Source organism: Streptomyces sp. NPDC110618, from assembly GCF_055657065.1.
Genome location: NZ_JBVKBN010000009.1, coordinates 124,483 through 150,345, shown reverse-complemented (window position 1 = coordinate 150,345; position 25,863 = coordinate 124,483). Strand labels below are relative to the sequence as shown.

The window sequence follows — 25,863 nt, the reverse complement described above, 5'->3', positions numbered from 1 at the left end:
CGACCGATGCCGGAAGTCACACGCCGCGATCCGTTCAAGAACTTCCGGTTCCGGGTGAAGTTCAGCGGGGAGACGGCCTATATCGCCGGAATCAGCAAGGTCAGCGGTCTCAGGCGGACGACCGAGGTCATCCGGCACCGCGATGGCGGAGACCCCGGCACCAGCCGCAAGCTCCCCGGCCGCACCGAGTACGAGGCCATCACCCTGGAACGGGGCTGCACCATCGACACCGCCTTCGAGGAATGGGCCAACAGGGTCTGGAGCCTGAAGAACTCGGCGGGCGGTCTGGAGACCTCCCTCAAGGACTTCCGGCGCGACCTCATCATCGATGTCTTCGACGAGGGCGGACAGCAGGTGATCTCCTACTCCGTCCACGACTGCTGGGTCTCCGAGTACCACGGCCTGCACGAACTCGACGCCGGGTCCAACGCCGTCGCCTTCGAGCGGATCAAGGTGGAACACCACGGCTGGGTGCGGGAACACACCGACCCGCCGCAGGAGCCGCAGTTCACCGATACCGCCGGATGACACCATGCTGCGTCGACTGACGGAGGCGAACGTCCTTGAGGTGTGGGAGGGCGGGCTCGGCAGCACACCGGTCGCCCGCGCCCTCCTGATCGCTTCCACCGCCATGCCGTCCGGCGGTGAACAGGACGTCGCCGACCTGCCGTTGAGCGCTGTGAACAAGCTCCTCCTGGACCTGCGGTGCGGTGCGTTCGGCGACGCGCTGCCCTGCACGACCGACTGCCCCGCGTGCGGTGAGAGCCTTGACGTCACGGTGTCGGCGGAGGAACTGCGACCGGCCTCGGCGAGCGGTCGGACCGGTGACACGGTCGCCGGCCCGGCCACGGCCACGCTGATGACAGGCGGCCTCACCATCACCTACCGCGCCCTCACCGGCCGGGATGTCCAGGCCGTCGACACCTCGGCACCCGGTGCACGCCGGGCTCTGGTGCGCCGAAGCGTGCTGAGCGTCAGCCCGCACGTCGACGACCTCCCCGACGCGGCACTCGACGCGTTGGCCCCGCGGTTGGCGGAGCTGGACCCGGGCGCCGACACCGTGCTCACGCTGGACTGCCCGCAGTGCGAGCACCGTTGGGAGGCAGCCCTCGACATCGCCGAGCACGTGTGGACCGACGTGTCCGGTTACGCGCACAGGGTCCTGCACGACGTCCACGCCCTGGCACAGGCGTACGGCTGGTCGGAGGCCGAGGTGCTGTCGGTCAGCCCGGCGCGGCGGCAGTTCTATCTGGAGGTGAGCTCGCAATGACCGACTTCGTGGACCGGCTGTTGGGAGCACCCGGCCCGCGCCTACGGCCGCTGGCGTCCAGCCTCTTCGACCCGCGTGCACCGCTGCTGCCGGGCAACGCGGACACAGCGGAGGCAACGGAGGCAGGCTTCCTGGAGGGCGAGGAGGAGCCTTCGGCGGCCACGAGTGCGGCGACGGCACTTCACCGGGACCCGGGCACAGTGGCTGTCGCCGACCCGGGTGACCGCGCCGTGGACGTGCGCGTGCACGTGGCCGATACGGACCAGGGGGTGGCTCTTGACTCCGCGCTCCCGTACGTCGGCCGCCCCGAACGGTCCCGTAGCGACGCCGTGACGCGTGACTGGACCGCGTCGACCGACCGGTCACCAAGGGACGAGGCCCACACACGCGAAGCCGACCGGCAACCGGAGACTCACCCCCTCCAACCCGACCACCCACGCCCCACCCACGCCGTGACGAGCGACCAGACCATGGCGCCCGACCAGTCACCGACGGACAAGGCCCACACACGCACGGCCAGCCGACAGCCGGAAACCAACCCCCGTCACGCCCACCGTCCGACCCCCACCGGCTCCGCACCAGACGACCAGGCCGCGTCGACCGACCGGTCACCGACGGACAAGGCCCACACACGCAAAGCCGACAGGCAGCCGAAGACCAACTCTCTCCGACCCGACCACTCGACCCCCACCGACGCGGACGCCGGTGCCGACGCCGGTGCCTACGCCGATGCCGATGCCGACGCCGTGACGAGCGACCAGACCGCGGCGACGAACCAGTCACCGACGGACGAAACCCGCACACGCAAGACCGACCGGCAGCCGAAGAGCCGTCCTGTCCGCCCCGACCGCCCGTCCCGTAGTGGTCGGCGTGACCACCCGCATCAGCCCACCGAGGGGTCGGGACATCGCGCGTCCGTCTTCCCGTCCGCGAGTCACGGGGCACCGTCCACCGACGACACGCCCACCCGGACCGATCCGACGGGGCGTGCTGCCACACCGTCCTCCAACGGGCCGCAGACGCCGCAGACCTCACCCACCACATCGCCGGCGGCCGTCCGCGAGCCGGGCCCTCCTCCGGTCCACCGGCGGTCACCCGAGATCCACGCGGGTCAGGACGAGGCATCGTCCGAGTCGATGCCCGCCCCCGTGACGGTGCGGAAGCCAGGCCCGCAGCCCCAGCCGCAGCCACAGCCACAGCCACAGCCACAGCCGGGCGTGCCTTCCGAGGCCGCAGACGCTCCAGGTCGGGGACCGACCGGGCAGCGTGCCCTCGCCGCCGGCTCCGCCGCGCCCTTCTCCCCGTCGGCGCATCCCCGGTCGCCCCTCGCCACGCCACCCGTGGTACCAGCGACCGCGGACGCCGTCACAGCCGACCGCCCCGCCAAGGCCTCGACACCAGCACCGGACGACCCCGCCGCGCCCCCGGACGCAACAGCAGCCGCATCCATCACCACAGCCACCACGGCCACCACACACCCAGACCCGCCAGCGGTCGCTCACACCGTCACGGTCACCACACCCGCGCCCCTCACCGCCGCGCCCCCCACCGCACCAACCTCCGCCGCCCACACCTTCACGACCGAGGACCCCGCCAAGACCACAGCACCGGCGCCGGACGGCCCCGCCGCACCCCACCTTGCCGCGAGCGCGCCGTCCCTGCAGTCGTCCACCGCCTCCCCCGGTCCGCGCACACCCGGAACGTCTTCCCCTCCGACCCGGCCCTCCGCACCCGACCGACCCCCCGCCCGTACCGCGACGCCCGCCCGTACCGCCACGCACGCCACCCGGCGGCCGAACTCCGTGACGCGCCGGGGCTCTTCGGACCCGTCGGCCGGGCCCGATCACCCTGTGGCCCCAGCAGGGCCGACCCCGTCGGACGTGGGAACCCCGGCCCCGTCGACCTCGTCGACCCCGTCACCCCCGTCCGCGGAGACCGTCGTACGCGTCACCATCGACCGTCTGGTCGTACGCACCACCACCGAGCCCTATGTCGACGCCCCGGCTCCCCAGCGGCGCTCGCGGCTGAGCCTTGACGAATATCTCGGGAGGCGGCCGTGAGCGACGCGCTCGCCATCGCCGCGGTGACGGAGACCCTGCGCGCCGTGCTGGCGGAAACGGTCCAGCACGCCGTGCCGGGCGCGAAAGTGACGGTCCGTCACCCCTTCAGTGCGGGCGATGCGGGCACCGCAGCCACCGGACCGGCGCTGAACGTCTTCCTGTACAGAACCGACGTCGACGCGGCCTGGCGCAACACCGACCCCGTCGGCACACTCCCCGGAGAGACCCGCCAACCGGCGCTCGCGCTCGCGCTGCACTACCTGTTCTCCGCGTACGCGCCGCCGGCCGACGACTCCGCCGTCGCGGAGCGGCTGATCGGGGCGGCGATGTCGGCGCTGCACGACCGGCCCGAGCTGCGCGCGGGCGATCTCAGGGCCGCCGCGAACTTCAGCGATCTGCACCTGCAACAGGAGCCGGTGAAGCTCACGCCGTCGGCGCTGACGGCCGACGAAATGTGTCGCCTGTGGACCTCCCTGGGCGGCGGCTACCGCCTCTCGGTGGCTTACGAGGCCCGTGTCGTGCTCATCGACAGCGCGGCACCCGGCCGCACTCCCCTGCCCGTGCTGCGCCGCGGGGAGGCCGGGGCCGGACCCGTGGCGGCGCCGACGGCGGCGGCACCCTGGCCGGTGCTGGACGATGTCCGGCCCGCTGTCGCCGCGCCGGGATCCGAGATCCTGCTCAGCGGCAGCGGACTGGCCGTGGGAACACCGAGCGTCCGCCTGACGCACATGGTGCTCGGCGGACCGCCGGTCGTGCTGCCCGCCCGTGCCGACGGGGCCGACGCGGTGCGCGCCACTCTGAGCGAGAACCTCGGTGCGGGCTGCTGGTCGGCGGTGGTCGTGCTCACCGCTGCCGACGGCGGCGAACGAACCACCCGGCCCCGGACCTTGCGTGTCGCGCCGCGCGTCACCAGCCCTCTGCCCCTGACCGCCGTACTGGACCGGAAGGGAGCCGCCGTGCTGGAGGTGCGCTGCGCATCCGCTGTGCACCCGGGCCAGCGGGTGGAGCTGCTCGTGGGCAGTCGGCCGGTGACGGCCCAGCCCTTCGCGCGGGCCACCCGCACCCTGCGGTTCACTCTGGCCGCGGGCGCGCCGGGGCGGTATCCGCTGCGCCTGCGCGTGGACGGGGTGGACAGCCCGCTGACCGACGGGGACACCGAGCGGTTCGACGCGGACGCGGCGGTGGTGATCACATGACGACCACCCGGGTCGAGCTGCACATCCGCCGACTGGAACTCGATGCGGCCACCGCGCCGTCCCGGGCGGCGCTCTGCGCGGCCGTGCAGGCGGAGTTGGCGGCATGTCTCGGCGTCCGCCCCGCCCGCCGGGACCGGGACCGGGCCGGCGGCAGCGATCCGGGCGAGGCCGGCTGCCGTCCCGTACCGGCGGATGCCGGGCTCGCCGCTCTCGCCCGGCACGTCGCCCTGGCGGTGCTGCGGGAACTGGGTGTGCGCGAGGCGGCGCGGCCTCGACCGCGGGCAGGTGAGGACAGGTCATGACCTCTCCCGCGCCCCGTCGGGGCGGGATCGTCTTCCTCGATCCCGAACAAGGACGTGTGCTGCGCGTCGTGCCGTTCCAGTACAACCCCGACAGCATCACCCGCACGCTCCGCCCGCGGGGCATCGGCGCCGATGCCGGGGACCGGCTGGAGGCACTGCGGTTGCAGGGACCGCCCCGCGAGACGTTCCGCGTCGAGGCCGAGTTCGACGCCACCGACCAACTGGGGACGGCGGGCGGTCCGGGGCCGCCCGCGGAATCCGGGCTGTTCGGAATGTTGTCCGCGCTGGAGACGGCCGTCAGTCCCTCGGTCGAGCAACTGACCCGGCAGAACGACCTGGCCGCCAAGGGAATCCTGGAGATCGCCCCCGTCCAGGGCCCGCTGCCGGTGCTGGTGCTGGGCCCGCGCCGGGTGCTGCCCGTCCGGATGCTCGACATCGACGTGACGGAGGAGGCGTACGACGGGGAGCTGAACCCGATCCGGGCACGGGTGCTGCTCACGGTGCGGATCCTCACCGTCGACGACGTCGGCTTCAGCCACCGGGCAGGCGGTCTCCACCTGCAGTACCAGCAGGGCAGGGAACGCTTCGCGGGGCTCGTCGGATACGGCCCCGGAGCAGTCGGCTACTCGGAGGGCTGAGCAGTGCGCCAGGAAGCCGGAGGAGGTCGGACTTGATCGAGCCCAGCAGCAGGTACGAGGCTGTGCCCACGACCACGTACACGTTCCCGGACGGCAGGACCGTCGTCCACCTGCGCCGCCGCTTCGTGCCCCGGCCGGAGGAACTCACGGCCGTGGGTGAGCATGTCGTCGTCGCCGGGGACCGGCTCGACCTCATCGCGGCCCGCCGGTACGGGGATCCCGAGCAGTCGTGGCGGATCGCCGACGCGAACCGGGCGATGCGTCCGCAGGAGTTGACCGCGGTGCCCGGTCGGCGGCTGCGCATCACTCTGCCCGCCGAGGCGTCCGCGCCGGGCCTCGGCGACGGGGCGGCCCGATGACGGCACAGGCCCTGCACCTCATGCTGCTCACCGGGGACGTCGTGCCCGCCCCGGCCCCGGCGGAGCTGGTCGACGCGCTGCACGCCGCACGGCTCACCTGTGTCAGCGGCCGGACCGGCGGCTTCCAGCTGACCTTCGCCGTCAGCGCCGGGTCCGCGGTGGCGCGGGCCGTCATGCCGAACGGAGCACTGCATCCGAACAAGCGCGTCGTGGTCGCCGTGGTCCTGGCGGGCCGGTGCCATGTCCTCATGGACGGGGTGATCACCCATCAGGAGCTGCACACCGCGCGGGAACCGGGCCGGTCGTTCCTCGTCGTCACCGGGGAGGACCTGACGGCGCTGATGGACCTCAAGCACGTCCGGCGCGCCTTTCCCGGACTGCCACCGCACCTGAGGGCCGCCGCGGTCTGCACGACGTACGCGCCATACGGAATCACACCGAGGACCGTGGCGCCGGTCCTCACCGACCAGCCGAACCCGTTGATCGACATCCCGGTCCAGTCGTCGACCGATCTCGCCTATCTCCGGTCCATGGCCGCGGATGTGGGACACGTCTTCCACCTCGAACCCGGGCCGACACCGGGTGCCAGCACCGCCTACTGGGGCCCGCAGAACCGCGACGGCGCCCTGCAGCCGGCCCTGACCACCGGTTGCGGCGCCGCCGACAACGTGGAGGAGTTGTCCTTCGCCTTCGACGCCCTGGCCGACTCCGACCACCGGGCCCACCGCCTCGAACCGCCCTCCACGACCGCCTCCGAGATCACCGCGCCGGAGCCCCGTCTGCTGCGCAGAAGCCTCGCGGCAAGCCCCGCCCAGGTCCTGCGCACCGACACGCTCGTCGGCCAGACCGGCCGCACCCTGACCAGGACGATGCTGGCCGGACTCGGCAGCCGGCTCGCCACCGACGCCGTCAGCGGCCACGGCACGCTCGACGTGCTGCGCTACGGCCATGTCCTCGGCGCCCACGGCCTGGTGGGGGTGCGCGGGGCCGGACAGGCGTACGACGGACGCTACTTCGTGTCCGGCGTCACCCACGACCTCACCCGCGACACCTTCAGACAGCACTTCACGCTGGTCCGCGACGGACTCGGCGCCGACACCGGGACGGTGACCCCATGACAACCGCGGCAACAGCCCGGACGAGACAGTGGCACGGCATGTACGAGGGTGTCGTGGTTTCGGCCGTGGACCCGACCGGAGTCGGCAGACTCCTGGTGCGTGTCCCCGAAGTGCTGGGCGCCGACGCCGCCGTATGGGCCGCGCCGCTGACCCCGCTGGCCGGCTCGGACTGCGGCATGTACGTGGTGCCGCCCCCCGACTCCGGGGTGTGGGTGCGGTTCCTCGACGGGGACCCGGAGCGGGCGGTCTGGGTCGGATTCCGGCGGGGCGGGTCGGGGGATGTGCCGTCGGCGGCCAAGGCCGCGCCGCCGGGTGTCCCCCAGATCGTCCTGGCCACGCCCTCCGGGAACGCACTGGTGATCAGCGACATGCCCGGCCCCGGTGGGGGCATCAAGCTCCAACTGCACGGGGAGAACGGTCCGTTCATCAGGATCAATGAGACGTCCATCGAGATCTCGTGCGGGCCCGGACTGGCCACCATCCAGCTGGCCGGTCCCCAGGTCACCGTCAACAACGGCGCGTTGACGGTGTTGTGAGGAAGCCATGCCCGGACTGCTGCTCCACTACGGCGCCCTGATGATGTGCGCCCACCCTCCCGGCCTCGTGACCATCCCCGCGCCGGCCCAACAGCGCGTCCTGGTGAGCGCCCAACCGGTCGCCACCAGCGCCGACATCTTCCTCGTGGCCGGGTGCAGCTTCCCGGCCGCCACACTCGGCGCGCCGCCCTGTACGAGCATCACCTGGCTGCACACCTCGACCCGGGTGTTCGTGGGCGGTCTTCCGGCCCTGCTCCAGCCGTCCCCGCCCGTCAGTGTCGGCCCGGCCATCGGCGTGGGGACACCGCCGCCGAACCAGCCGATGGTGCTGGCGATGCAGATCAGGGTCCGGGGGATGTGACCGCGATGGACATCCAGTTCCCCTACCGGTTCGACGACCGCGGCCGCACGGCCACGGCCGGCCACGCCGATCACGTGCGGGAGATGGTCGAACTGGTCCTGTTCACCAGTCCGGGAGAGCGCGTCAACCGGCCGGACTTCGGGTGCAACTACCTCGACCTGGTCTTCGCCGGCAACAGCCCCGAGCTGGCCGCGACCCTGGAGATGACCGCGCAGGCGGCGCTGCAGCGCTGGCTCGGCGACCTGCTCACCGTGGAGTCCCTCACCGTGACCTCGCAGGAGGCGACCCTGCACGTCCATGTCGCCTACGTCCTCACCGCGACCGGTGAGCGCCGCACCGTCACGGTGAACGGAGGAGTCCTGTCATGACCGTGCTGCACGGCCCTGACGACGACCTGCGCACCGGGGAACCGGCCGGTATCGCGGAGGTACGCGCGCACCCGGACCGGCGGACGCTGACCGTCGCGTTCTTCGGCACCCTTCCGCCGCGCGTCAACCGCGACAGCTTCCTGATCGAGGGCGGTCGGCGCGTCGTAGGAGTCCGGGTCGCACGGGTCGCCACGGAGGCCGGGCCGGAACCGGACGGCTCGGGACTGACCCTGCTCCGGCTGGAGCTGGACCGGCCGTGCGACGAGTCCACGTACCGGCTGCGGCTGCTGGGACGCGGATTCCACGGCGCCCACGACCGGGCGGACTTCACCTTCGCCCCCGGTGTGCGCACGCACCCGCAGGGCGCGCCGCACACCGTCCCCACGGACAGGCCTCCGGCAGGTCCTGAACCCGCGATCGACTATCTGGCCAAGGACTACGCCAGTTTCCGCCGCCTGCTGCTGGAACGGCTGTCACTGACCCTGCCGCGGTGGAACGAGCGGCACGTACCCGACCTCTGGCTCACACTGGTCGAGCTCCTGGCCCACGTCGGCGACCTGCTCAGCTACCAGCAGGACGCCGTGGCCACCGAGGCGTACCTGGACACGGCACGGCTGCGCACCTCGGTGCGCCGGCACGCCCGCCTCGTCGGTTACGCCATGCACGACGGCTGCGCGGCCCGCACCGTCGTCTGTGTCGAGGTGTCCGCGCGGCTGAGCGTGCGGACCGGCGATCTGGCGTTCACCGCGCTGCCGGAGGACGCGGGCAGCCGGGGCAGCGGCCCGACGATGTCCCAGGAAGCACTCACCGCCGGACCGCATCCGGTCTACCAGCCGCTGGACGACCGCACCGTGCTGCTGCGCCCGCAGCACAACGGCATTCCTCTGTGGGCGTGGGGGCAGGAGGTGTTCGAGCTGCCCGTCGGCACCACCCGGGCCGCCCTCCTCGACGGGCACGGCGGGGAGCGCGCGCTGGACCTGAAGGCCGGTGACCTCCTCGTCCTGGAAGAGACGCGGGGCCCCGGTGGCGGCGCGCCCGACCCCGAACACCGGCAGGCCGTCCGCCTCACCCGCGCCGCCCGCGACGTCGACTCCAATTCCGGCACCCCGGTCGTGAAGATCGCCTGGGCGGACGAGGACGCCCTCACCTTCCCGCTGTCCGTGCGCAACCTCCCGGGTCCCGACGGACTGCCCGGAGCGACCGTCGTGGCGCGCGGCAACGCCCTCCTCGTCGAGCACGGCTTGGACAACACCTGGCTGCCCGGCGGGGACACCGAAGAGACGGTCATGGTGCCGCGGGCGCCGGACGGGCCGCACTGCGGCGCGCGGCAGCGGCCCTTCACGGCGACGGTGCGCGGCAGGCCCGTCACCTGGTCGCCGCCCCACCCCCGCCCCGCCGATGTCGCCGCCGCGCAGGCCCGACGGCTGCGCGACCTCGCGGCCGAGGCACGCGACCGGCTGCGCGACCTCCACCACGGGACGGCCAGTCTCGACGAGGACGCCCTGGGCTTCCTGCGGACGTGGTTCGGTACGTCCGTGGCCGGCGCCGCCGCCGATCCCTCGCACCGCCACGACACCGTCGCTCGGCTGAACGCCCGGTTCGACGACATGCTCGGACCTCAGCGGCGCCTGGAAACACTGGTCCGCCGGGCCCAGTCCGGGTACGTCCTCGATCCGGAGGCCGTGTGCTGGGAGATCGGACAGACCCTGGGCGAATGGGCCGAGGAGACCCTGCGCCACGACAATCCCGCGCTGCACGGGCCGGCCCGCACCGCGCTGCGGCCCGACCCCCGGGAGGCCCTGCCGGTGCTGCAGGTGACGGAGACGGACGGTACCGGGGCTCGGTGGACCCCGCGCCGGGACCTGCTGGGGAGCGGTCCTCACGACCGCCACCTCGTGGGCGAGACCGACGACGACGGCGTGCTCACCATCCGGTTCGGGGACGGCCGGTGCGGACAGGCACCCCGCCCGGGAACCCGGTTGCGCGTCGCGTACCGGGTGGGCAACGGCCGGTCCGGCAACGCGGGCAGCGAGACCGTCAACCGGATCACCCACCGGACCACGGACCTGCCGTTCGTGACCCGCGTGCGCAATCCGGTGCCGGTGACGGGCGGCACCGATCCCGAGCCCGTGGCCGAGGCGCGACGTGCCGCCCCCCGCGCCCCTTTCCGCACCCTGCTGCGCGCCGTGACCGCCGAGGACTACGCCGCCCTGGCCGCGGGTCATCCCGAGGTGCAGCACGCCGCCGCCACCCTGCGCTGGACGGGAAGCTGGTACGAGGCCGACGTCGCCCTGGATCCGGTGGGCACGTCCGTGCAGTGGGAGCCGCTGCTGGCGGACGTGCGCGCCATGCTGAACCGCTACCGGCTCATCGGGCACGACGTCGTCACCCGCCCCGCTCCGCTGGTCCCGCTGGACGTGACCCTGTACGTGCTCATCGACCCGCACTGCGCCGCCGCCCATGTGCGGGAGGCGCTGGAGCGCTGCCTCCTGCCGGGACGCAGGGCCGACGGCACCCCGGGGTTCTTCGACCCCTCGGTCCTGACCTTCGGCACGCCGGTGCGGGCCAGCGCCCTGGTCGCGCTCTGCATGGGCGTGCCCGGGGTCCAGCACGCGGAGGTGACGCGGCTGCGCAGGTACTGGTCCGTCGGTGCGGAGGCGGAGGGGCCGGACGTACCGGACTCCGGGGAGTTGCGCCTGCGGCCCCTGGAGATCCCTCGGCTCGACGGTGACCTCACCCGCCCGGAGAACGGACGTCTGACCCTGCGTCTGAGAGGCGGACGATGACGGGCACCCCGACCGTCGGGCAGGAGCCCGGCCGGCCCGGCCCGGGACGGGTGTGGAACCGGCCCGGGCTGCCGGCGCTGTTGTATCGGGTGGGCAGCCACCGGGACTTCCTCGACGCGATGCTGGCGCGGCTGTCCCCGGGCGGCGACCGGACACCGCTGGCCGCGCTGACCACGCGGGAGCCCGACGATCCCTCGATCGCCCTGCTCGACGCCTGGGCCGTCGTCGCCGACGTGCTGACCTTCTACCAGGAACGCATCGCCAACGAGGGGTACCTGCGCACCGCGACCGAGCAGGAGTCCCTGACCCGGCTCGGCCGACTGGTCGGCCACCGGCCGCGCCCGGCGCTGGCGGCCGCCACCCATCTCGCCTATGCCCTCGACGTCGGGACGTCCTGCGTTGTACCGGCCGGCTCGCAGGTCAGGAGCGAGCCCGAGCCGGGCGGACTGCCCACGGTGTTCGAGACCACCAGGGACCTCACGGCCAGGGCGGAGTGGAACACGCTCCCGGTGCGCACCACCTGTGCGACCACGCTCACGCCCGATGTCGCCACCGGCATCGGTTCCCTCGACGTGGACGGGCTGCAGCAGGCTCTGCGCCCCGGTGACCGCCTGCTGTTCACCTATCCCGACGGGCGCCTGAACCTCACCCGGCTCGTGGTGGGCGTGGACCGCGATCCCGTGGCCGGGCGGACCACCGTGCGGCTCCGGGTTCCCGACCCTCCACGGCAGCTGTACAACGCGGTGCGGGCGCTCAAGGACGACATGGAGGAAGCCGCGGCGCGGGCGCCCTCGCGGGGGCCGTTCGAGGATCTGCTGGCCATGGTGCGGGACATGCGGCAACGTGCCCAGGAACTGCGCGACCCGGACACCCTCGCGGCCCGGCTGGACCGCATGCTGCGCCGCCTGCGTGAACGTCTGTCCGACTTCGGTGACGGCGTGGACGCGGACGCGCTGGCCGAGCGGGCCGCCGTACGGGTCGCGACCGCGAAGGACGCGGTCCGGCGCCTGACCGAGGAGCCCGCGTCGACGGATCCGGCCGGCGGGGAGGCCGTGCTGCGGGACCTCGGCAGCCCCGGCGGGCCCGTCGTGCACGCGGTGGACCCGCTGTTGCACGCGCTCGGCCCGGAGCAACCGCCGCCCCCGCCGTCCGGGGCCGTCGCCGACGCCCTGGGCGCCGGGTCCGACGCGCTCCCCCGGCTGCTGGCAGGCAACCGGCCGGGGCTCACCGAGGCCCTGTACCAGGCGCTGGCCGCCGTCTCCCTCCCGGCCACAGCGCCGCCCGGGGTGCAGCACTTCCGCGTCACCGCCGCCCCGCTGGGCGCCTCGATCCCGGACGTCGGCCGGGTGAAGCGGCTGCTGCGCGCGGCGACTCCGTCCCGCTCCGAGGGGGACGGTCCGCTCGCGAACGACGTTCTGCTGCTGGACGCCGTGCACGAGGAGATCCAGCCGGACAGCTGGATCGCCGTGCAGGTGGCGGGCCGCACACGCATCCGCGTGATCCGGGTCGTCGAGGTCAGCCGGATCTCCGTCGCCAACGACCAGGACGCCGTGCGGGTGACACGGCTGCGGCTGGCCGAGCCGTGGACCGAGGACTGCGAGGACATCACGGTCCGGCGGGCCACCACGGTGTGGGCGGCCGGCGAGCCACTGGTGCCGGTTCCGTCGCCCGACACCACCGACCTGGCGGGCAGCACCGTGCCGCTGGACGGAATCTTCGAAGGACTGGCCCCCGGAAGGATGCTCATCGTCTCGGGCGAGCGTACGGACATCGTGCCGCAGGACGGTACGGACACCGGTCGCCGCGTGGGTGTGCCGGGCTCCGAACTCGCCGTTCTCGCCGGGGTGCGCCACGCCTTCGACGGCACCTCCTACGACGACCGGGTGCGCACCACGCTGCTGCTGACGGCGCCGCTGGCACACCGCTACGCCCGGGGCACCGTCGTCGTGCACGGCAATGTGGTCCCGGCGACCGCCGGCGAGACCGTCACGGACGTACTCGGCAGCGGTGACGCCGCCCGCGCCGGACAGGTGCTGCCCCTGCGGCAGAGCCCGCTCGTCTGGCTGCCGTCGGCGACCGTCGACGGCGGTGAGGAGGCCCTCACGGTGCGCGTCGACGACGTCGCGTGGCAGCGGACCGCCGACCTGAGCGAGGCAGCTCCGACGGCGCGGGTTTTCAGCCTGCGGGCGGGCCCCGCGGGCCGCGCCGCCGTGGAGTTCGGGGACGGCCGGCAGGGCGCCCGCCTGCCCTCCGGCACGGAGAACGTCACCGCCCGCTACCGCATCGGCGGCGGACGCGCCGGCAATGTCGCGGCCGGCCGGATCAACCAGGTCGTGAGCAGACCCCTCGGGGTCAGCGGGGTCACCAACCCGCTGCCCGCGACCGGCGGGGCCGACGCGGACGGCCCCTTGGAGCTGCGCCGATCCATCCCCCTGCGGAATGCCGCCTTCGACCGGCTGGTGTCCGTGCGTGACTACCAGAGTTTCGCCCGTGCCTTCGCGGGGGTCGGCAAGGCCGTGGCGTGCCGTACGGTCGACGGCGGCCGCCCTGTCCTGCACATCACGGTGGCCGGCGCCGACGACGCCCCGCTGGACGCCTCCTCGGCCCTGCTCGACGCCCTGCGATCGGCACTGCGCCGGTACGGCGACCCCTTGCTGCCGGTGCGTGTCGAACCGTGTGAGCGCGTGCGGCTCATCGTGGTGCTCGGCGTGCGCACGGCCCCCGGCCACCTGCCGGAGAAGGTGGAGCGGCGGGTGCGCGAGGCGCTGGCCGCCCGTCTGGGATTCGCGGGGGCCCAGCTGTGCCGTCCCGTGTACCTGAGCGCCGTCGTCGCCGCCGCGCACACGGTTCCCGGCGTCGAACTCGTCGACGTCGACGCCTTCGGGGGCGTACCCGAGGGCGCGGACGCGGCCTCGGTCGTGCGGTTCGCGGAACGCCCGTCCGTTGTCCCGTGCGTTCCCGCCCTGCCCGCCGGCCCGCGCGCGGTGCGCGGAGCGGTGCCCTCAGGCGGCGCCGCGCAGGGCGGCACGCCGGCCCCGGCCGCCCGGACCGCGGCGCGTCCGGTCCTGCGCCCCGCCCAGTTGGTCCTGCTCGACCCGAGCGTGCCCGAGACGCTGATCCTGCGGAGGATTCCATGACGCCCGACGAGCTGTACGCGCTGCTGCCCACGGTGCACCGTCGGCGCGACGAGGAGGAAGGCGGGCCGCTGCGCGCCCTGCTGGCGGTCGTGGCCGAGCAGGTCGCCGTCCTCCAGGAGGACATCGAACGGCTCTACGACAACTGGTTCATCGAGACCTGCGACGACTGGGTCGTGCCCTACATCGGCGACCTCGTCGGGTACGAGATCCTGCCCGGCATCGCCGCCGCCCTGTCCGACGACACCTCCTGGGGAACCGGCCTGTCGGCCGTCGTGGTGCCCCGCCGTGATGTCGCCGACACCGTCGTCCACCGCCGCCGCAAGGGCACCCTGCCGCTGCTGGAGGACCTCTCGTCGGCCGTGGCCGGATGGCCCGCGCGGGTCGTCGAGCACCGCCGCCTGCTGTGCGTCACCCAGTCCGTACGGCGCCTCACCTCCGAGGCTGGGTCCGGACGCCACGGGCCGGCGCACGGCGGGCTCGTCGACCTGCGCAGCCCCGTCGCGCTGGACCGGCTCGGTGGTCCCTTCGACGAGTTCGCCCGCACCTTGGAGGTACCGCGCCCGGGATCCGCCCGCCGTTCCGGCCGTTACGGCATCCGCTCGGTCGGGCTGCACGTGTGGCGGCTGCGCCCCTACTCCGTGACACGCACCCCTGCGTACTGCCTGGACCGCGACCGGGCCTGCTACACCTTCAACGTGCTCGCCATCGACACTCCTCTGTTCACCGCCCCCGTGCCGGAGCCGTCGAGCTTTCACGTCGCGGACGAGACGAACGTGCCCGGTCCGCTCAGTCGCAGGGCCTTCGCCGAGCGCCCCGATGACTACTACGGGCCCCACCGGAGCCTGTGCGTCTGGACCGGGCCCGACGAACCGGTGCCCCTCGACCGGATCGTGTCCGCCGACCTGACTGGCTGGCACTACCGCCCCCGTGCCGGGCAGGTGGCCATCGACCCCGTCCTCGGCCGCCTGATGCTCCCGCCCGGCACGGCTGGCGCCCACGGCGTCCGGGTGACGTACCACTACGCGTTCTCGGGCGACCTCGGCGGCGGCGAGTACCCCCGCCCCGAGCCCGCTCCCGCCGACGGCTCCGAGCTGTACCGGGTGGGGCCCGGCGGGGACCATCACAGCATCGCCGAGGCGCTGGAGCACTGGCAGGCCGCGAAGCGGGCACACCCGCGCAAGGCCGAGGCGATCATGGAGTTCACCTCCAACGACGTCTGGGCGGAGTTGGACGAGATCCGCCTCGACGCGGGTGACCGGCTCACTCTGCGCGCCGCCGACGGGGTCCGTCCGGTCGTCCGGCTGCGAGGCCGGTACGGCCACGACCGCGGGCGCGCGCTGACGATCACCGGTCCCGGGAGCGTGCTGCCGTCGGAGGTCCCGGCGCGCATCGTCCTCGACGGGTTGCTGGTGACAGGCGGCTGCGTGCGTGTGCGGGGCGGCGTGGACCGTCTTGTCGTCCGGCACTGCACCTTCGTACCGGGGTGGGAACTGGAGAGCCGGGGCACGCCCCTGGCGCCGGGGGCGCCCAGCCTGGACATCGCCGGGAGCCCGGTCCGCACCGAGATCCGGCACAGCGTCCTCGGTGCCATCACGGTGGCGGGCCGTTCGGGGCGGGAACCCAACCGGGTCGACGTGTGCGACAGCGTGCTGGACGCGACCTCGCACGAGGCGACGGCGCTCGGCTCCCCCGACGGGTCCTCCGCGAACGTCGTCCTCACGGCCCGCTCCACGACCGTCATCGGGTCCGTGCGTGCCCGGGCCGCGGACCTGCTGGAGAACTGTCTGCTGCAAGGCGAGGTGCGGATCGACCGGTGCGACCGGGGCGCCGTGCGGTTCTGCTGGCTTCCGCCGGGATCACTGACGCCGCCGCGATTCCACTGCCAGCCGGAGCACTCCGAGGACGAGGAACGGGTGGTACTGCGCTTCGCCACCACCCGGTACGGCCGCCCCGACTACGTACGACTCGCCGACACCTGCGCCGAGGAGATCCGCCGCGGGGGCGACAACGGCTCGGAGCCCGGCGTGTGGCGCCACCTCTTCGAACCGCAGCGGCAGGACAACCTGCGTACGAGGCTGGCCGAGTACACGCCCGCCGGATGCGACGCCGGGGTCTTCTTCGCCACCTGAGACCGCGCCGCACCGCACTCCCCCCCACCCCGTACCGCCTTCTCGGCCCAGGCAGGAAGAGCACACATGCACGGCGATTTCTCCCGCGTCATCTTCGATCCCGCTCGGCGCTTCTCCTCCGTTCTGTCCCAGCAGGGCCGGGTGCAGCTCGACGCCGACTTCAACGAGCAGACGGCGATCCTCCTGCACTACATGCGCACCCTGGCCGCCGATGTCCTCGGCCCCGCCGCCTACCCGCCCGAACCGGAGGGCATCGGCGGGTTCGGCATCGACAACTACGACGGGGACACCTTCACCGTGGCCCCGGGGCGCATGTACGTCGACGGCATCCTGTGCGAGTGCGACGGCACCGACTACTGGGACCAGCCCGACGGACACCTGGACCCCGACCGCGACGAGCTGCCCACCGGCCCGTTCCTGGTGTACCTGCGGGTGTGGGAGCGGTTCGTCACCGCCCTGGAAGCGCCGTGGATCCGGGAGCCGGCCCTCGGCCCCGACGGACCGGACACCACAGCACGCACCCGGGTCGTCTGGCAGGTGTGCGTCCTCCCGCTGGAATCGGACTCGTTCACGCCCGACATGCGCAGTGCCGGACGGTTCCTGGACGACCGGGTCCGCAGCCGTTTCGAGCCGCGCGGCATGCTCGCCGCGCGGACCTGGCGCCCCGAGGACACGGCCGCCGATCAGGGCGGGGCGGCGCCGTCGTTCGGATACCGGGGACCGGAGAACCAGCTGTACCGGGTGGAGGTGCACCGGGGCGGCGAACAGGACCGGGCGACCTTCAAATGGTCACGGGAGAACGGCTCCGTGGTCCTGCCCGTACGGGGTGTGTCCGGGGCCGAGGTCGAGCTGGACACGCTGGGCCGCGACGACAAGCTCGGCGTGGACGTCGGAGACGTGGTGGAGATCGTCGACGACTCCGTGATCTGCCGCGGGGCGTCGGACCGGCCCGACGAGGACTGCGGTCGGCTCTACACCGTGCAGAGCATCAACTACGCCGAGTGCAGGGTCACTCTGGACGCCGAAGTGGGCAACGACCCGTACCACCGTTCCGTCGGTCACATGCCCACGCGTCATCCGCTGCTGCGCCGCTGGGACCAGGGAACGGCGGGGCGAGGCGGCGCGATGGGGCTGTCCGTGCGCGAGGGAGAGTGGCTGCCGCTGGAGGACGGGGTCGAGGTTCGTTTCGAACCGAGCCAGGACGGACCGCGCGTCTACCGCCGCGGCGACTACTGGCTGATCCCGGCCAGGGTCCTCACCGCTGGCGTCGAGTGGCCCCGCGGGCGCCAGGGGCAGCCGCTCAGGCGCCGCCCCCACGGCATCCGCTACCACTACGCCCCGCTCGCGTTCCTGGATCCGAGGGACGGTGACCACTTCCGGCTGGTGGATCTCCGCGTGCCGTTCCCGCCGCGGCGGTAGGTCCGGCGGCGCCGGGGTCAACGGCCCGCGAACGCGTAGAGATAGACGCCCCAGCCCACGATGAGGAGGAGCGCCACGACGAGCAGGGCCGTGGGCGCGGAGCGGGCGGAGACCTTCGCTCCTGTCGTCAGGTTGTGCAGACGCTTGACCCGCAGCGTGCCGCGTTTCACCTTGCCGTAGGCGCGCACCATGTCCCCTTCGTCGACCGCGCCCTCGAAGGAGGAGCCGCGCATCTCCACCGGGACGAGCCGCAGGGGCCGGCCCTGCCGGTCGTGCACCTCGACGCGGAAGTTGCACACCGTTGTCGAGCTGGTGTTGCCCGAATTGCCGTGCACCTCGGTGCGCATCCGCACGTTCCGCGCCACGCCCTCGACCAGACCGCTGCCCGCCAGGGTGCCCACCGGGAGCGGCGGGACCTGCGGTGGGGGCGGCGGTTGGGGCCGGACCGGGGGCGGTGACACCGAGGGCGGCGACACCCGGGGCGGTGCGACCCGGGGCGGTGCGACCCGGGGCGGTGAGGGCGGGGGTGGCGGTGGGGGTGGGGGCGTGCGGCGGACCCGTCGCCGTCGCGGCGGCTCCGTCACCTCGCCGTCGTCGTACAGGGGGACATAGGCACCGCAACGACGGCAGCGTGTCGCGCCGTGCGGCACATCGGTGCCGCACATCTCGCAGGCCCAGCCGCCTTCCACGGTCAGTCCACCCGGTAGGTGACGTAGTAGAGGGACCCTTCCACGGAGGACGTGGCGAGTCTGGCGATGGGGCCCTCCCCTCGCTCGGACTCCTCGATACGGATCGAGCCCAGCAGGTCGTCGCTGGAGACGTCGTCGTGGTCCCACAGGGAGACGTTCTGCACGAAGTCGACCGGCACGGACACGCCCAGGGGCTGCGTCTGTCCCGAGCCGACCGTCCCGGGCGAGCCGTTGCCCGGCCAGACCGCGTTCGCGAGGTCTCCCTCGGTGCTCGTGGTGATGTACAGGTTGTCGGGATCGCTGCGGGCCGTGTCGATCGCCGCGACGACCTGGGGAACGGACGAGACGAAGCTCTGCAGAGTGGTGCCGATGCTGTTCAGGGGGATCTTGGCGGCCAGGGCGCCCACCGCTTCGTTCACGGCCGCGTCGGTGCCGGTGGCCGCGCGGATGCAGTAGGCGTCGAGGAGAGTCGCGGTGGCTGACATGGCCTTCTCCTGTCGTGGTGATACGGGCTGTGGTCCTGGTGTGCCGTCGTCGAAGCCGTCAGCCCTGGACGTCCATGAGCCGTCGCCATGTCTTGTTGCCGACCATGCCGTCCGCGGCCAGTCCCTGGTCCGCCTGGAACGCGCGCACGGCGGCGTCGGTACGGGGGCCGAAATTGCCGTCGACGTCGAGGGGCGGGGTGCGGCCGAGTTCGTTCAGGCGCCGCTGGATGTTCTTCACGCCTTCGGCCACGGTTCCCCGCCGGGCGAAGGGCTGGTCCGCGGCGGCCCGTTCGGCGCGTCCGGGATGGCCGGCCAGCCACTGCCCGACGTCCTGCGGCAGGGCACCGGGCTGGTGGGTCTGTCCGGGCCGCCACCCCTCCATCTCCTTGATCGCGTTGGCATACGTGGTCAGCTGGCCGTCGTCGAGGGAGTTCACCGTCGTGTCGGTCCCGACACCGAGGGCGGCGGCGACCTTCTGGGCGTACACCTCCGGGTCGTTGGAGCCGTGACCCGCCGGGGCGTAGTCGTGCATCACCGAAGCGATCGTCCGGTCCCCCCGCTTTGCGAGATAGCGGCGAATGGCCTCAAAGCCCGTCGCCTCGTCGGGGAAGACGGCAAAACCGCGATTCTGCTTTCCGGGGAAAGCACCGTAGCTCTCCGCCTCGCCCGAGCGCACAATGTTCCCGGGATTCTGGTTGTTCCAGGCAACGGTGCCACCGGTACGCATCAATTCGTCGTAGAAGACATGGTCGACGCCGAGGATATTGACGACATCGCCGGGTTCCATGTCCGGAGCTTCTGGCCAAGGCATGCTTGCCTCCGGGATGGGAGCGGGTTGGCCGGCGCATAGGCCTCCTGGCCTCGCCGAACGAGGGTCTCGTGAACTCTGGCTTGTACTGCGGCCCCGCCCCGGCGAGGTATCGCTCGCGTACCCCCGGACGTGGAAGGCGGGGAACTCTGCCGTATCCCTCAGTCTAGGCTCCGCGTGGCCCGTCAGCCACCGAAAGAATCCGTTGCGAATTCCACAAAATCCGTTTCAAGAGAGCTGATTGCAGCCGCCAACGAAGACGGTTGGCGGGAGACTGGGACTACAGCGGATCGGCCGCTTCGGCAGTCGCCACGAAGTGAGGAGCGCGAGGTGTCCGCATTCACCATTGACATGTCGAATCCTTTCCCCGGCGGGTTCACGGGTGATCTCGGTGGGCCCCGAACGGGAGGGCACCAGCCTCCCGACTGGTACATCGAGTACGGCATGGACCTCGGCGCGGGTGCGGGTACCGCGGTCCACGCCGCCTTCGACGCCCATGTCACCAAGTACAGCCCGCACAACCCTTCCGCCGACAACGCGAAGGTCTACGGCGCCCAGTTGTTCATGCGCGCGCCGAACGACATGATGGGCGGCTTCTACACCCATCTCACCAACGTCCCGGGCGGGTTGGCCGTTGGCTCGCGGGTGTCCCGAGGGGACCTGCTCGGGCACGTCCACAAGTTCGCGCCCACGGCCTCGCATCTGCACCTCGCCCTGGTCGAGATCATCGGGGGCGCTCCCGACGGCCGGTATCAGGGTGTCGATCTGCACCGGACCTTCCTGGACACGGCGAACACCGGGGCTGTCGTCCCGGTCACGTTCCACCAGGACGGTTCGCCGCCGGCCCCCGGAGGGGGCGGAGGCGGCGAGAGCCCGCAGGTGTTCCGCCTGGGGTCGACGCGCGGTGTTCAGGAGGCGTTGGCGGCCCTCGGCTTCGACCCCGGTGCCATCGACGGCATCGACGGGCCGAAGACCCGGGCGGCGGTGACGGCGTTCCAGGGCAGCCAGGGTCTGACGCAGGACGGTATCTGCGGAAGCGCCACCCGCGCGGCCCTGGCCGCCGCCCTGCGGGCGCAGGGGCTGCAGGCCGAAGGCGGATGACCGGGGACGTCCGGCGGCCCGCCCCGCGGTTGCGGGGCGGGCCGCCGCTGTTCGGTGACGTACCGGGCTACAGCGCGCGTTCCAGGCGGTCCGCCATCAGCTTGACGAAGCGGGCGGGGTCCTTGGGGCGGCCGCCCTCGGCGAGTACCGCGAGGTCGTAGAGGAGCTGCGCGCTCTCGGTGAGCGTGGTGCGGTCCTCGCGCTCCTGGTACGCCTGGTTGATGCTCCTCACCAGCGCGTGGCCCGGGTTGAGTTCCAGGATGCGCTTGGCGTCCGGGACTTCCTGGCCCATCGCGCGGTACATGTTCTCCAGTGCCGGGGTCAGGTCGCCCGTGTCGGAGACCACGCAGGCCGGGGAGACGGTGAGGCGGGAGGACAGGCGTACGTCCTTGATGTCCTCGGCCAGTTGCTCCTTCATCCAGCCCAGCAGGGCGGCGAAGTCCTCGGTCTGCTTCTCCTTCTCGCCCTCGTCGGCGTCGTCGTCCTTGGCGTCGAGGTCGATCTGCCCCTTGGCGACGGAGCGGAGTTTCTTGCCCTCGTACTCGCCGACGGCGTCCGCCCACACCTCGTCGACGGGGTCGGTGAGCAGCAGCACCTCGATGCCCCGGTCCCGGAAGGCCTCCATGTGCGGGGAGTTCTCGATGCTCTGCCGGGACTCGCCGGTGAGGTAGTAGATGTCCTCCTGGCCGTCCTTCATCCGCTCCACGTAGCTCTTGAGCGTGGTCGGCTCGGAGTCGTGGTGGGTGCTGGCGAAGGAGGAGACCGCGAGGATGGCGTCGCGGTTCTCCGGGTCGGTGACCAGGCCCTCCTTCAGGACGGTGCCGAACTCCCGCCAGAACGTGGCGTACTTGTCGGGGTTCTTGGCCATCAGGTCCTTGACCGTGGACAGGACCTTCTTCGTCAGCCTCCGCCGCATCATCTCGATGTGGCGGTCCTGCTGGAGGATTTCGCGGGAGACGTTGAGCGAGAGGTCCGCGGCGTCCACGACGCCCTTGACGAAGCGCAGGTACTGCGGGAGCAGCGCCTCGCAGTCGTCCATGATGAACACGCGCTTGACGTACAGCTGCACTCCGCGCTTGAAGTCGCGCGTGAACAGGTCGTAGGGGGCGTGTTCGGGGAGGAACAGCAGGGCCTGGAACTCGAAGGTGCCCTCGGCCTGGAGGCGGATCGTCTCCAGCGGGTCGCGCCAGTCGTGGGCGATGTGCTTGTACAGGTCGTGGTACTCGTCGTCCAAGACCTCGTCGCGTGAGCGGGCCCACAGGGCCTTCATGGAGTTGAGCGTCTCGGGCTCGGGCGCCTTGTCCTCGTCCGCGTCGCCGCCGCGCTCCGGCACCATGCGGATGGGCCAGGTGATGAAGTCCGAGTACCGCTTGACGATCTCCCGGATCTTCCAGGGCGCCGTGTAGTCGTGGAGCTGGTTCTCCGGGTCGGCGGGCTTGAGGTGGAGGGTGACGGAGGTGCCCTGCGGGGCGTCGTCGACCGGTTCCAGCGTGTACGTGTCCTCGCCGCGGGAGGTCCAGCGGGTGCCCTTGGTCTCGCCGGCCCGCCGGGTCAGCAGGGTGACTTCGTCCGCCACCATGAAGCCGGAGTAGAAGCCGACGCCGAACTGGCCGATCAGCCCCTCCGTGTTGGCGCCGTCCTTGGCCTCCCGCAGCTCCTTCAGGAACTGCGCCGTGCCGGAGTTGGCGATGGTGCCGATGAGCTGTCCGACCTCGTCGTACGACATCCCGATGCCGTTGTCCCGCACGGTGAGGGTGCGGGTGTCCTTGTCGACGTCGATCTCGATGTGCAGGTCGGACACATCGGCGTCCAGGGAGTCGTCTCTGAGCTTCTCCAGACGCAGCTTGTCCAGTGCGTCGGAGGCGTTGGAGACAAGTTCCCGCAGGAAGACGTCCTTGTTCGAATAGACCGAGTGGATCATCAGCTGAAGCAGCTGACGGGCCTCTACCTGAAACTCCAGAGTTTCAGCCGGCATGTCCGCGAATACCTCACAGGTGCTGTCGCCTGAACTGATGCCGAACACTCTAGAACGGCGGGTGGGCCGGTCACACATCCTTCCCGGTACGTCCGTCCCGGGTGGTCAGGGCTCGCGATGCGTGTCGGTGAGGGCCGCGGCTATCTGGTGGCGGCCCCGGATGCCCAGTTTGCGGTAGACGCTGGTGAGGTGGAACTCGACCGTGCGCTGGGTCAGGAACAGGGCTTCGGCGATCTCGCGGTTGGTGGCTCCGGCCGCGGCCCGCTCGGCTATCTGGCGTTCGCCGCCGCTGAGGGATTCGGCGGGGGACGTCGTGCTGCGGCGCAGACGGCCGCGGGCGGCGGCCAGGACCGGGCGCACCTCGTCCAGCAGGGACTTGTCGCCGCACAGGACCGCGATGTCGATGGCCCGGTGCAGGCGGGTCCGGGCGGCCTGGGCGTCGCCGCGGTCGAACAGGCGCCGGCCGAGGAGGTACTCGGCGCGGGCGTGCTCCAGCCGGGCGGGGCTGCCCGCGAGCAGGTCGGCGGCCTCGGTCAGGTGGTTCAGGCCGGTGTCGTCCGGGGTGAGGACGCCCCGGGCCAGGGACAGCATGCCGCGGGCCCGGGGCGTACCCCAGTCGGCGACGGACCCCGCCACCCGTTCCACGATCGCGTGGCCCTCGGGTGCGCGTCCCAGCCGCGCCAGGAGTTGCGTGGCCTCGAACCACCAAGGGGCCAGCACCGGGTTGCCGATGCCCGCCGCCGCGAGGCTGTCGCCGCAGCGCAGCAGGGCCTCCAGGGCGCCATCAAGGTCGCCGAGGGCGGCCCGGGCGCGGGCCCTCGCCATCAGGTAGGCGTGGTATTCGAGGGAGAACTGGTCCAGCCGGGGGCGCTCGACGTCCGCGAGCAGGCGCTGTGCCCGCTCCGGTTCGCCGCGTCGTACCAGGGCGTCGGCGAGGGCGCACTTCGGGGAGACCGAGGTCGACACCCGCAGTTCCCGGTCGAAGAGGTCGTGGGCGAAGTGCGCGTCGGACAGGGCCTGGGTGACGTTCCCGGCCCACAGGTGCACCTGGGAGCGGGTGGTGGAGACGAGGGCGCACTGCCAGGCCGCGCCGCGCGCCCTGGCCTGGGAGAGGAGGGTGCCGAGCGCGGCCTGGACGGGTTCGTTCTCGTCCGCCAGGTACAGGGTGAGGACCGCGCCCAGCGCTCCCCAGCCGCCGCGGGGGCCGTCGCCCAGGCGCAGGACGCGCTCGGCGGCGGGCACCAGCTCCGCGGCGGGGCGGCCCTCCAGGGTGCGCAGGGCGCAGAGCATGCCCAGCAGCAGGCGTTCGTCCGGGGTCTCGCCGGGCGGGGGCGTGCGGTCGCGGAAGCGGTGGCTGACCCGGCCGACGGTCGAGGTCTCGTCGAGTCCGGAGACCAGCACCATGGCCTCCACCCGAGCCCGCAGGGCCTGGTCGGCGGGGGACGTGCCGAGTTCTCCCACGGTGGTGTCGAGGGCCTCGGTGACCAGGTCGAAGGCGCGCAGCGAGTTGTGCGCGCCGAGTGAGGTGATGCCGTACTGGAGGACCAGGCAGCAGCGGGTGCGCGGGTCGGTCGGCTGCGCCAGCGCGTGTTCGAGGTGGCGCAGGGCGGTATCGGGGGCTATGTGCGCGAAGACCCTGGCCGTGTGGGAGAGCAGGTCGAGGTCGTCGGGGGTGTGGCACAGGGCGCGGGTCAGGTACTGGCCGGCCGTGGCGGGCGCGCCCCGCAGTTCGGCGTCCAGGGCGGCGGAGCGCAGGGCGGTGACCATCCAGGGCTCGGGGCTGGCCGGGAGCAGCATGAGCTGGACGGCGACCTTCTCGACGGGGCGTCCGGCCTCGTCCAGGAGCCGGGCGGCACGCTCGTGCAGCGCGGCGCGCTCGGCGGGCCGCAGGGTCTGCAGTACGGCCTCGCGGATGAGGTCGTGCCGGTAGGCGAGGGCGTCGGGGCGCAGCAGTCCGGCCGCGCGCAGGTCCTCCACGACGCGCTGGGCGGGCTCGGGCTGGGTGCCGGCGAGGGCGGCGACGATGTCGACGGTCTCCTCCTCCAGGACGCCGACGGCCTGTGCCACGGCGAGCCGTTCGGCGGTGAGCCGGTCGATCCGGAAGCGGGCCACGAGGCCGAGGCCGGCCTCCTCGTCGGCGCCCTCGTCCGCCGCGTCGCCGGGCCCGGTGAGCGGGCCGCTCTCCTTCCAGCGGCCGGCCAGCAGGTGCACGAGGAGGGGGGTGCCGCCGCTGATCCGCATGCAGGTGTCGACGAGCGCGGCGTCGGGCGGGCCGCCGAGGGCGTGGGCGAGGAGGTCACCCACGGCTTCCTCGCCGAGCGGGTGCACGTCGAGGGTGAGGCAGGAGGGGACGTCGGTCATCTCCGCCAGCGCGGCGGGCAGTTCCTCCTCGGCCTCGGTGCGCAGGGTGAGGATCAGGACGACCGGCAGGTCCTCGGCACGGCGGAGCAGGAAGCCGAGCCAGCGCAGGGACGCCTCGTCGCACCACTGCAGGTCGTCCACGGCGAGCACGACCGGCCGCTCGGCGGCGAGTCCCGCGGTGAGCCAGTACAGGCCCTGCATCACGGCGTAGAGGTCGGCGGGGTCGGCGTCGGCGGTACGGCCCGGGGTCAGCGCGGGCAGGGCCAGCCGGGCGCTGCCGCGCAGCAGCGGGTGGCCCGCGGTGCCGGGCTCGGTCAGGTGCAGGGGGGCGAACAGGGCTCGTACGACCTCGTAGGCGCCGCTGCCGTTCTCGGGGCACTTGGCGGTGAGTACGCAGGCGTCGTCGGCGGCCAGTTGCTCGGTCGCCGCGTCGATGGCGGCGCGCATCAGCCGGGTCTTGCCGATGCCGGCGGGGCCGCGCAGGAGTACCGCCCGGCCGGTGTCCTTGACCTGCTCGCGGATGAGGGAGAGTTCCGCGTCGCGGCCGACGAGCCGGGGCGGCGTTTCACCGCCCGGGGTGTCTCCGATTCCGGCGCTGAGCAGGGCCACCGCGACTCCTAACCCGCCCGGCGGGACACGGCGTGCCGGTCCCTGCGCGGGCTTCATAGATGGGGGGGGTTGTTCGGGGAGGCGGTCGCGTGACCGGCCTCGCGATGTGCGGTCGGTTCCTCACGCCCCCGGGCGGCCCGCCCCGTCCCGGCCGTC

At 72.7% G+C, this 25,863-nt stretch carries 21 protein-coding genes; 16 read left to right on the top strand and 5 right to left on the bottom strand.

What is annotated here, in order from left to right:
- Positions 1-6: 6 nt before the first annotated feature.
- The 15 genes from ACZ7L7_RS17870 to ACZ7L7_RS17800 all read left to right on the top strand — a co-directional run bounded on the left by ACZ7L7_RS17870 (position 7) and on the right by ACZ7L7_RS17800 (position 17,679).
- Positions 7-528 (top strand): phage tail protein, encoded by a 522-nt coding sequence (locus tag ACZ7L7_RS17870; RefSeq protein WP_472076425.1) that lies wholly within the window; start codon positions 7-9, stop codon positions 526-528.
- 4 nt (positions 529-532) lie between these two features.
- On the top strand, positions 533-1,270 hold the full coding sequence (locus tag ACZ7L7_RS17865) for a hypothetical protein (RefSeq protein ID WP_285511739.1): 738 nt from the start codon (positions 533-535) through the stop codon (positions 1,268-1,270).
- A gap of 1,880 nt (positions 1,271-3,150) precedes the next feature.
- Positions 3,151-3,330, top strand: coding sequence for a hypothetical protein (locus ACZ7L7_RS17860; protein WP_471592152.1), 180 nt, complete (start codon positions 3,151-3,153; stop codon positions 3,328-3,330).
- A complete protein-coding gene (locus ACZ7L7_RS17855) occupies positions 3,327-4,526 on the top strand; it encodes a Pvc16 family protein (protein ID WP_285511738.1) in 1,200 nt (399 codons plus the stop codon). The genes ACZ7L7_RS17860 and ACZ7L7_RS17855 overlap by 4 nt, the downstream gene beginning before the upstream one ends.
- Positions 4,523-4,828 (top strand): hypothetical protein, encoded by a 306-nt coding sequence (locus ACZ7L7_RS17850; protein WP_285511737.1) that lies wholly within the window; start codon positions 4,523-4,525, stop codon positions 4,826-4,828. The genes ACZ7L7_RS17855 and ACZ7L7_RS17850 overlap by 4 nt, the downstream gene beginning before the upstream one ends.
- Positions 4,825-5,466 carry a hypothetical protein gene (locus tag ACZ7L7_RS17845; RefSeq protein ID WP_285511736.1) on the top strand — a complete coding sequence of 214 codons (642 nt, stop codon included), beginning with the start codon at positions 4,825-4,827 and terminating at the stop codon, positions 5,464-5,466. Before ACZ7L7_RS17850 ends, ACZ7L7_RS17845 begins: the two co-directional genes overlap by 4 nt.
- A 32-nt stretch (positions 5,467-5,498) precedes the next feature.
- The gene (locus ACZ7L7_RS17840; RefSeq protein WP_285511735.1) at positions 5,499-5,825 is read left to right on the top strand and encodes a LysM peptidoglycan-binding domain-containing protein; all 327 of its coding nucleotides are present in this window, start codon (positions 5,499-5,501) and stop codon (positions 5,823-5,825) included.
- Positions 5,822-6,943, top strand: coding sequence for a hypothetical protein (locus ACZ7L7_RS17835; protein WP_471592150.1), 1,122 nt, complete (start codon positions 5,822-5,824; stop codon positions 6,941-6,943). The genes ACZ7L7_RS17840 and ACZ7L7_RS17835 overlap by 4 nt, the downstream gene beginning before the upstream one ends.
- Before the next feature lie 38 nt (positions 6,944-6,981).
- Complete coding sequence (locus tag ACZ7L7_RS17830) at positions 6,982-7,479, top strand: phage baseplate assembly protein V (RefSeq protein ID WP_285511733.1); 498 nt, start codon at positions 6,982-6,984, stop codon at positions 7,477-7,479.
- A gap of 7 nt (positions 7,480-7,486) precedes the next feature.
- Positions 7,487-7,840: a hypothetical protein gene (locus ACZ7L7_RS17825; RefSeq protein ID WP_472076421.1), complete on the top strand. Its 354-nt coding sequence runs from the start codon at positions 7,487-7,489 to the stop codon at positions 7,838-7,840.
- 5 nt (positions 7,841-7,845) lie between these two features.
- Positions 7,846-8,208 carry a GPW/gp25 family protein gene (locus tag ACZ7L7_RS17820; protein WP_285511731.1) on the top strand — a complete coding sequence of 121 codons (363 nt, stop codon included), beginning with the start codon at positions 7,846-7,848 and terminating at the stop codon, positions 8,206-8,208.
- The gene (locus tag ACZ7L7_RS17815; RefSeq protein ID WP_285511730.1) at positions 8,205-10,994 is read left to right on the top strand and encodes a putative baseplate assembly protein; all 2,790 of its coding nucleotides are present in this window, start codon (positions 8,205-8,207) and stop codon (positions 10,992-10,994) included. Before ACZ7L7_RS17820 ends, ACZ7L7_RS17815 begins: the two co-directional genes overlap by 4 nt.
- Positions 10,991-14,131, top strand: coding sequence for a putative baseplate assembly protein (locus tag ACZ7L7_RS17810; protein WP_472076419.1), 3,141 nt, complete (start codon positions 10,991-10,993; stop codon positions 14,129-14,131). The genes ACZ7L7_RS17815 and ACZ7L7_RS17810 overlap by 4 nt, the downstream gene beginning before the upstream one ends.
- Complete coding sequence (locus ACZ7L7_RS17805) at positions 14,128-16,260, top strand: hypothetical protein (RefSeq protein WP_472076417.1); 2,133 nt, start codon at positions 14,128-14,130, stop codon at positions 16,258-16,260. The genes ACZ7L7_RS17810 and ACZ7L7_RS17805 overlap by 4 nt, the downstream gene beginning before the upstream one ends.
- A gap of 66 nt (positions 16,261-16,326) precedes the next feature.
- Positions 16,327-17,679, top strand: a complete 1,353-nt coding sequence (locus tag ACZ7L7_RS17800) for a DUF6519 domain-containing protein (RefSeq protein ID WP_472076416.1) — start codon at positions 16,327-16,329, stop codon at positions 17,677-17,679.
- A 17-nt stretch (positions 17,680-17,696) separates the two neighbouring features.
- On the opposite strand, the gene ACZ7L7_RS17795 is transcribed toward ACZ7L7_RS17800, so the two are convergent.
- From ACZ7L7_RS17795 to ACZ7L7_RS17785, 3 genes are all read right to left on the bottom strand, one after another.
- Positions 17,697-18,080, bottom strand: coding sequence for a hypothetical protein (locus ACZ7L7_RS17795; RefSeq protein WP_285511726.1), 384 nt, complete (start codon positions 18,078-18,080; stop codon positions 17,697-17,699).
- Positions 18,081-18,370: 290 nt separating this feature from the next.
- On the bottom strand, positions 18,371-18,853 hold the full coding sequence (locus tag ACZ7L7_RS17790; RefSeq protein ID WP_285511725.1) for a C2 domain-containing protein: 483 nt from the start codon (positions 18,851-18,853) through the stop codon (positions 18,371-18,373).
- Positions 18,854-18,911: 58 nt separating this feature from the next.
- On the bottom strand, positions 18,912-19,640 hold the full coding sequence (locus ACZ7L7_RS17785; protein WP_285511724.1) for a peptidoglycan-binding protein: 729 nt from the start codon (positions 19,638-19,640) through the stop codon (positions 18,912-18,914).
- Positions 19,641-20,012: 372 nt separating this feature from the next.
- On the opposite strand from ACZ7L7_RS17785, the gene ACZ7L7_RS17780 reads away from it, so the two are divergent.
- Positions 20,013-20,762, top strand: a complete 750-nt coding sequence (locus ACZ7L7_RS17780) for a peptidoglycan-binding protein (protein ID WP_285511723.1) — start codon at positions 20,013-20,015, stop codon at positions 20,760-20,762.
- 67 nt (positions 20,763-20,829) lie between these two features.
- Here the strand turns inward: ACZ7L7_RS17780 and htpG are convergent, their stop codons facing one another.
- Positions 20,830-22,737: a molecular chaperone HtpG gene (htpG, locus tag ACZ7L7_RS17775; protein ID WP_472076414.1), complete on the bottom strand. Its 1,908-nt coding sequence runs from the start codon at positions 22,735-22,737 to the stop codon at positions 20,830-20,832.
- Between the two features lie 105 nt (positions 22,738-22,842).
- On the bottom strand, positions 22,843-25,707 hold the full coding sequence (locus tag ACZ7L7_RS17770; protein ID WP_285511721.1) for an ATP-binding protein: 2,865 nt from the start codon (positions 25,705-25,707) through the stop codon (positions 22,843-22,845).
- Positions 25,708-25,863 lie beyond the last annotated feature (156 nt).

Excerpts from the sequence above, each read along its gene's own strand:
- ACZ7L7_RS17870 (WP_472076425.1), top strand. The coding sequence starts at position 7 with ATGCCGGAAGTCACACGCCGCGATCCGTTCAAGAACTTCCGGTTCCGG.
- ACZ7L7_RS17865 (WP_285511739.1), top strand. The coding sequence starts at position 533 with ATGCTGCGTCGACTGACGGAGGCGAACGTCCTTGAGGTGTGGGAGGGC.
- ACZ7L7_RS17850 (WP_285511737.1), top strand. The coding sequence starts at position 4,523 with ATGACGACCACCCGGGTCGAGCTGCACATCCGCCGACTGGAACTCGAT.
- ACZ7L7_RS17845 (WP_285511736.1), top strand. The coding sequence starts at position 4,825 with ATGACCTCTCCCGCGCCCCGTCGGGGCGGGATCGTCTTCCTCGATCCC.
- ACZ7L7_RS17835 (WP_471592150.1), top strand. The coding sequence starts at position 5,822 with ATGACGGCACAGGCCCTGCACCTCATGCTGCTCACCGGGGACGTCGTG.
- ACZ7L7_RS17830 (WP_285511733.1), top strand. The coding sequence starts at position 6,982 with ATGTACGAGGGTGTCGTGGTTTCGGCCGTGGACCCGACCGGAGTCGGC.
- ACZ7L7_RS17825 (WP_472076421.1), top strand. The coding sequence starts at position 7,487 with ATGCCCGGACTGCTGCTCCACTACGGCGCCCTGATGATGTGCGCCCAC.
- ACZ7L7_RS17820 (WP_285511731.1), top strand. The coding sequence starts at position 7,846 with ATGGACATCCAGTTCCCCTACCGGTTCGACGACCGCGGCCGCACGGCC.
- ACZ7L7_RS17815 (WP_285511730.1), top strand. The coding sequence starts at position 8,205 with ATGACCGTGCTGCACGGCCCTGACGACGACCTGCGCACCGGGGAACCG.
- ACZ7L7_RS17810 (WP_472076419.1), top strand. The coding sequence starts at position 10,991 with ATGACGGGCACCCCGACCGTCGGGCAGGAGCCCGGCCGGCCCGGCCCG.
- ACZ7L7_RS17805 (WP_472076417.1), top strand. The coding sequence starts at position 14,128 with ATGACGCCCGACGAGCTGTACGCGCTGCTGCCCACGGTGCACCGTCGG.
- ACZ7L7_RS17800 (WP_472076416.1), top strand. The coding sequence starts at position 16,327 with ATGCACGGCGATTTCTCCCGCGTCATCTTCGATCCCGCTCGGCGCTTC.
- ACZ7L7_RS17790 (WP_285511725.1), bottom strand. The coding sequence starts at position 18,853 with ATGTCAGCCACCGCGACTCTCCTCGACGCCTACTGCATCCGCGCGGCC.
- ACZ7L7_RS17785 (WP_285511724.1), bottom strand. The coding sequence starts at position 19,640 with ATGGAACCCGGCGATGTCGTCAATATCCTCGGCGTCGACCATGTCTTC.
- ACZ7L7_RS17780 (WP_285511723.1), top strand. The coding sequence starts at position 20,013 with ATGTCGAATCCTTTCCCCGGCGGGTTCACGGGTGATCTCGGTGGGCCC.
- htpG (WP_472076414.1), bottom strand. The coding sequence starts at position 22,737 with ATGCCGGCTGAAACTCTGGAGTTTCAGGTAGAGGCCCGTCAGCTGCTT.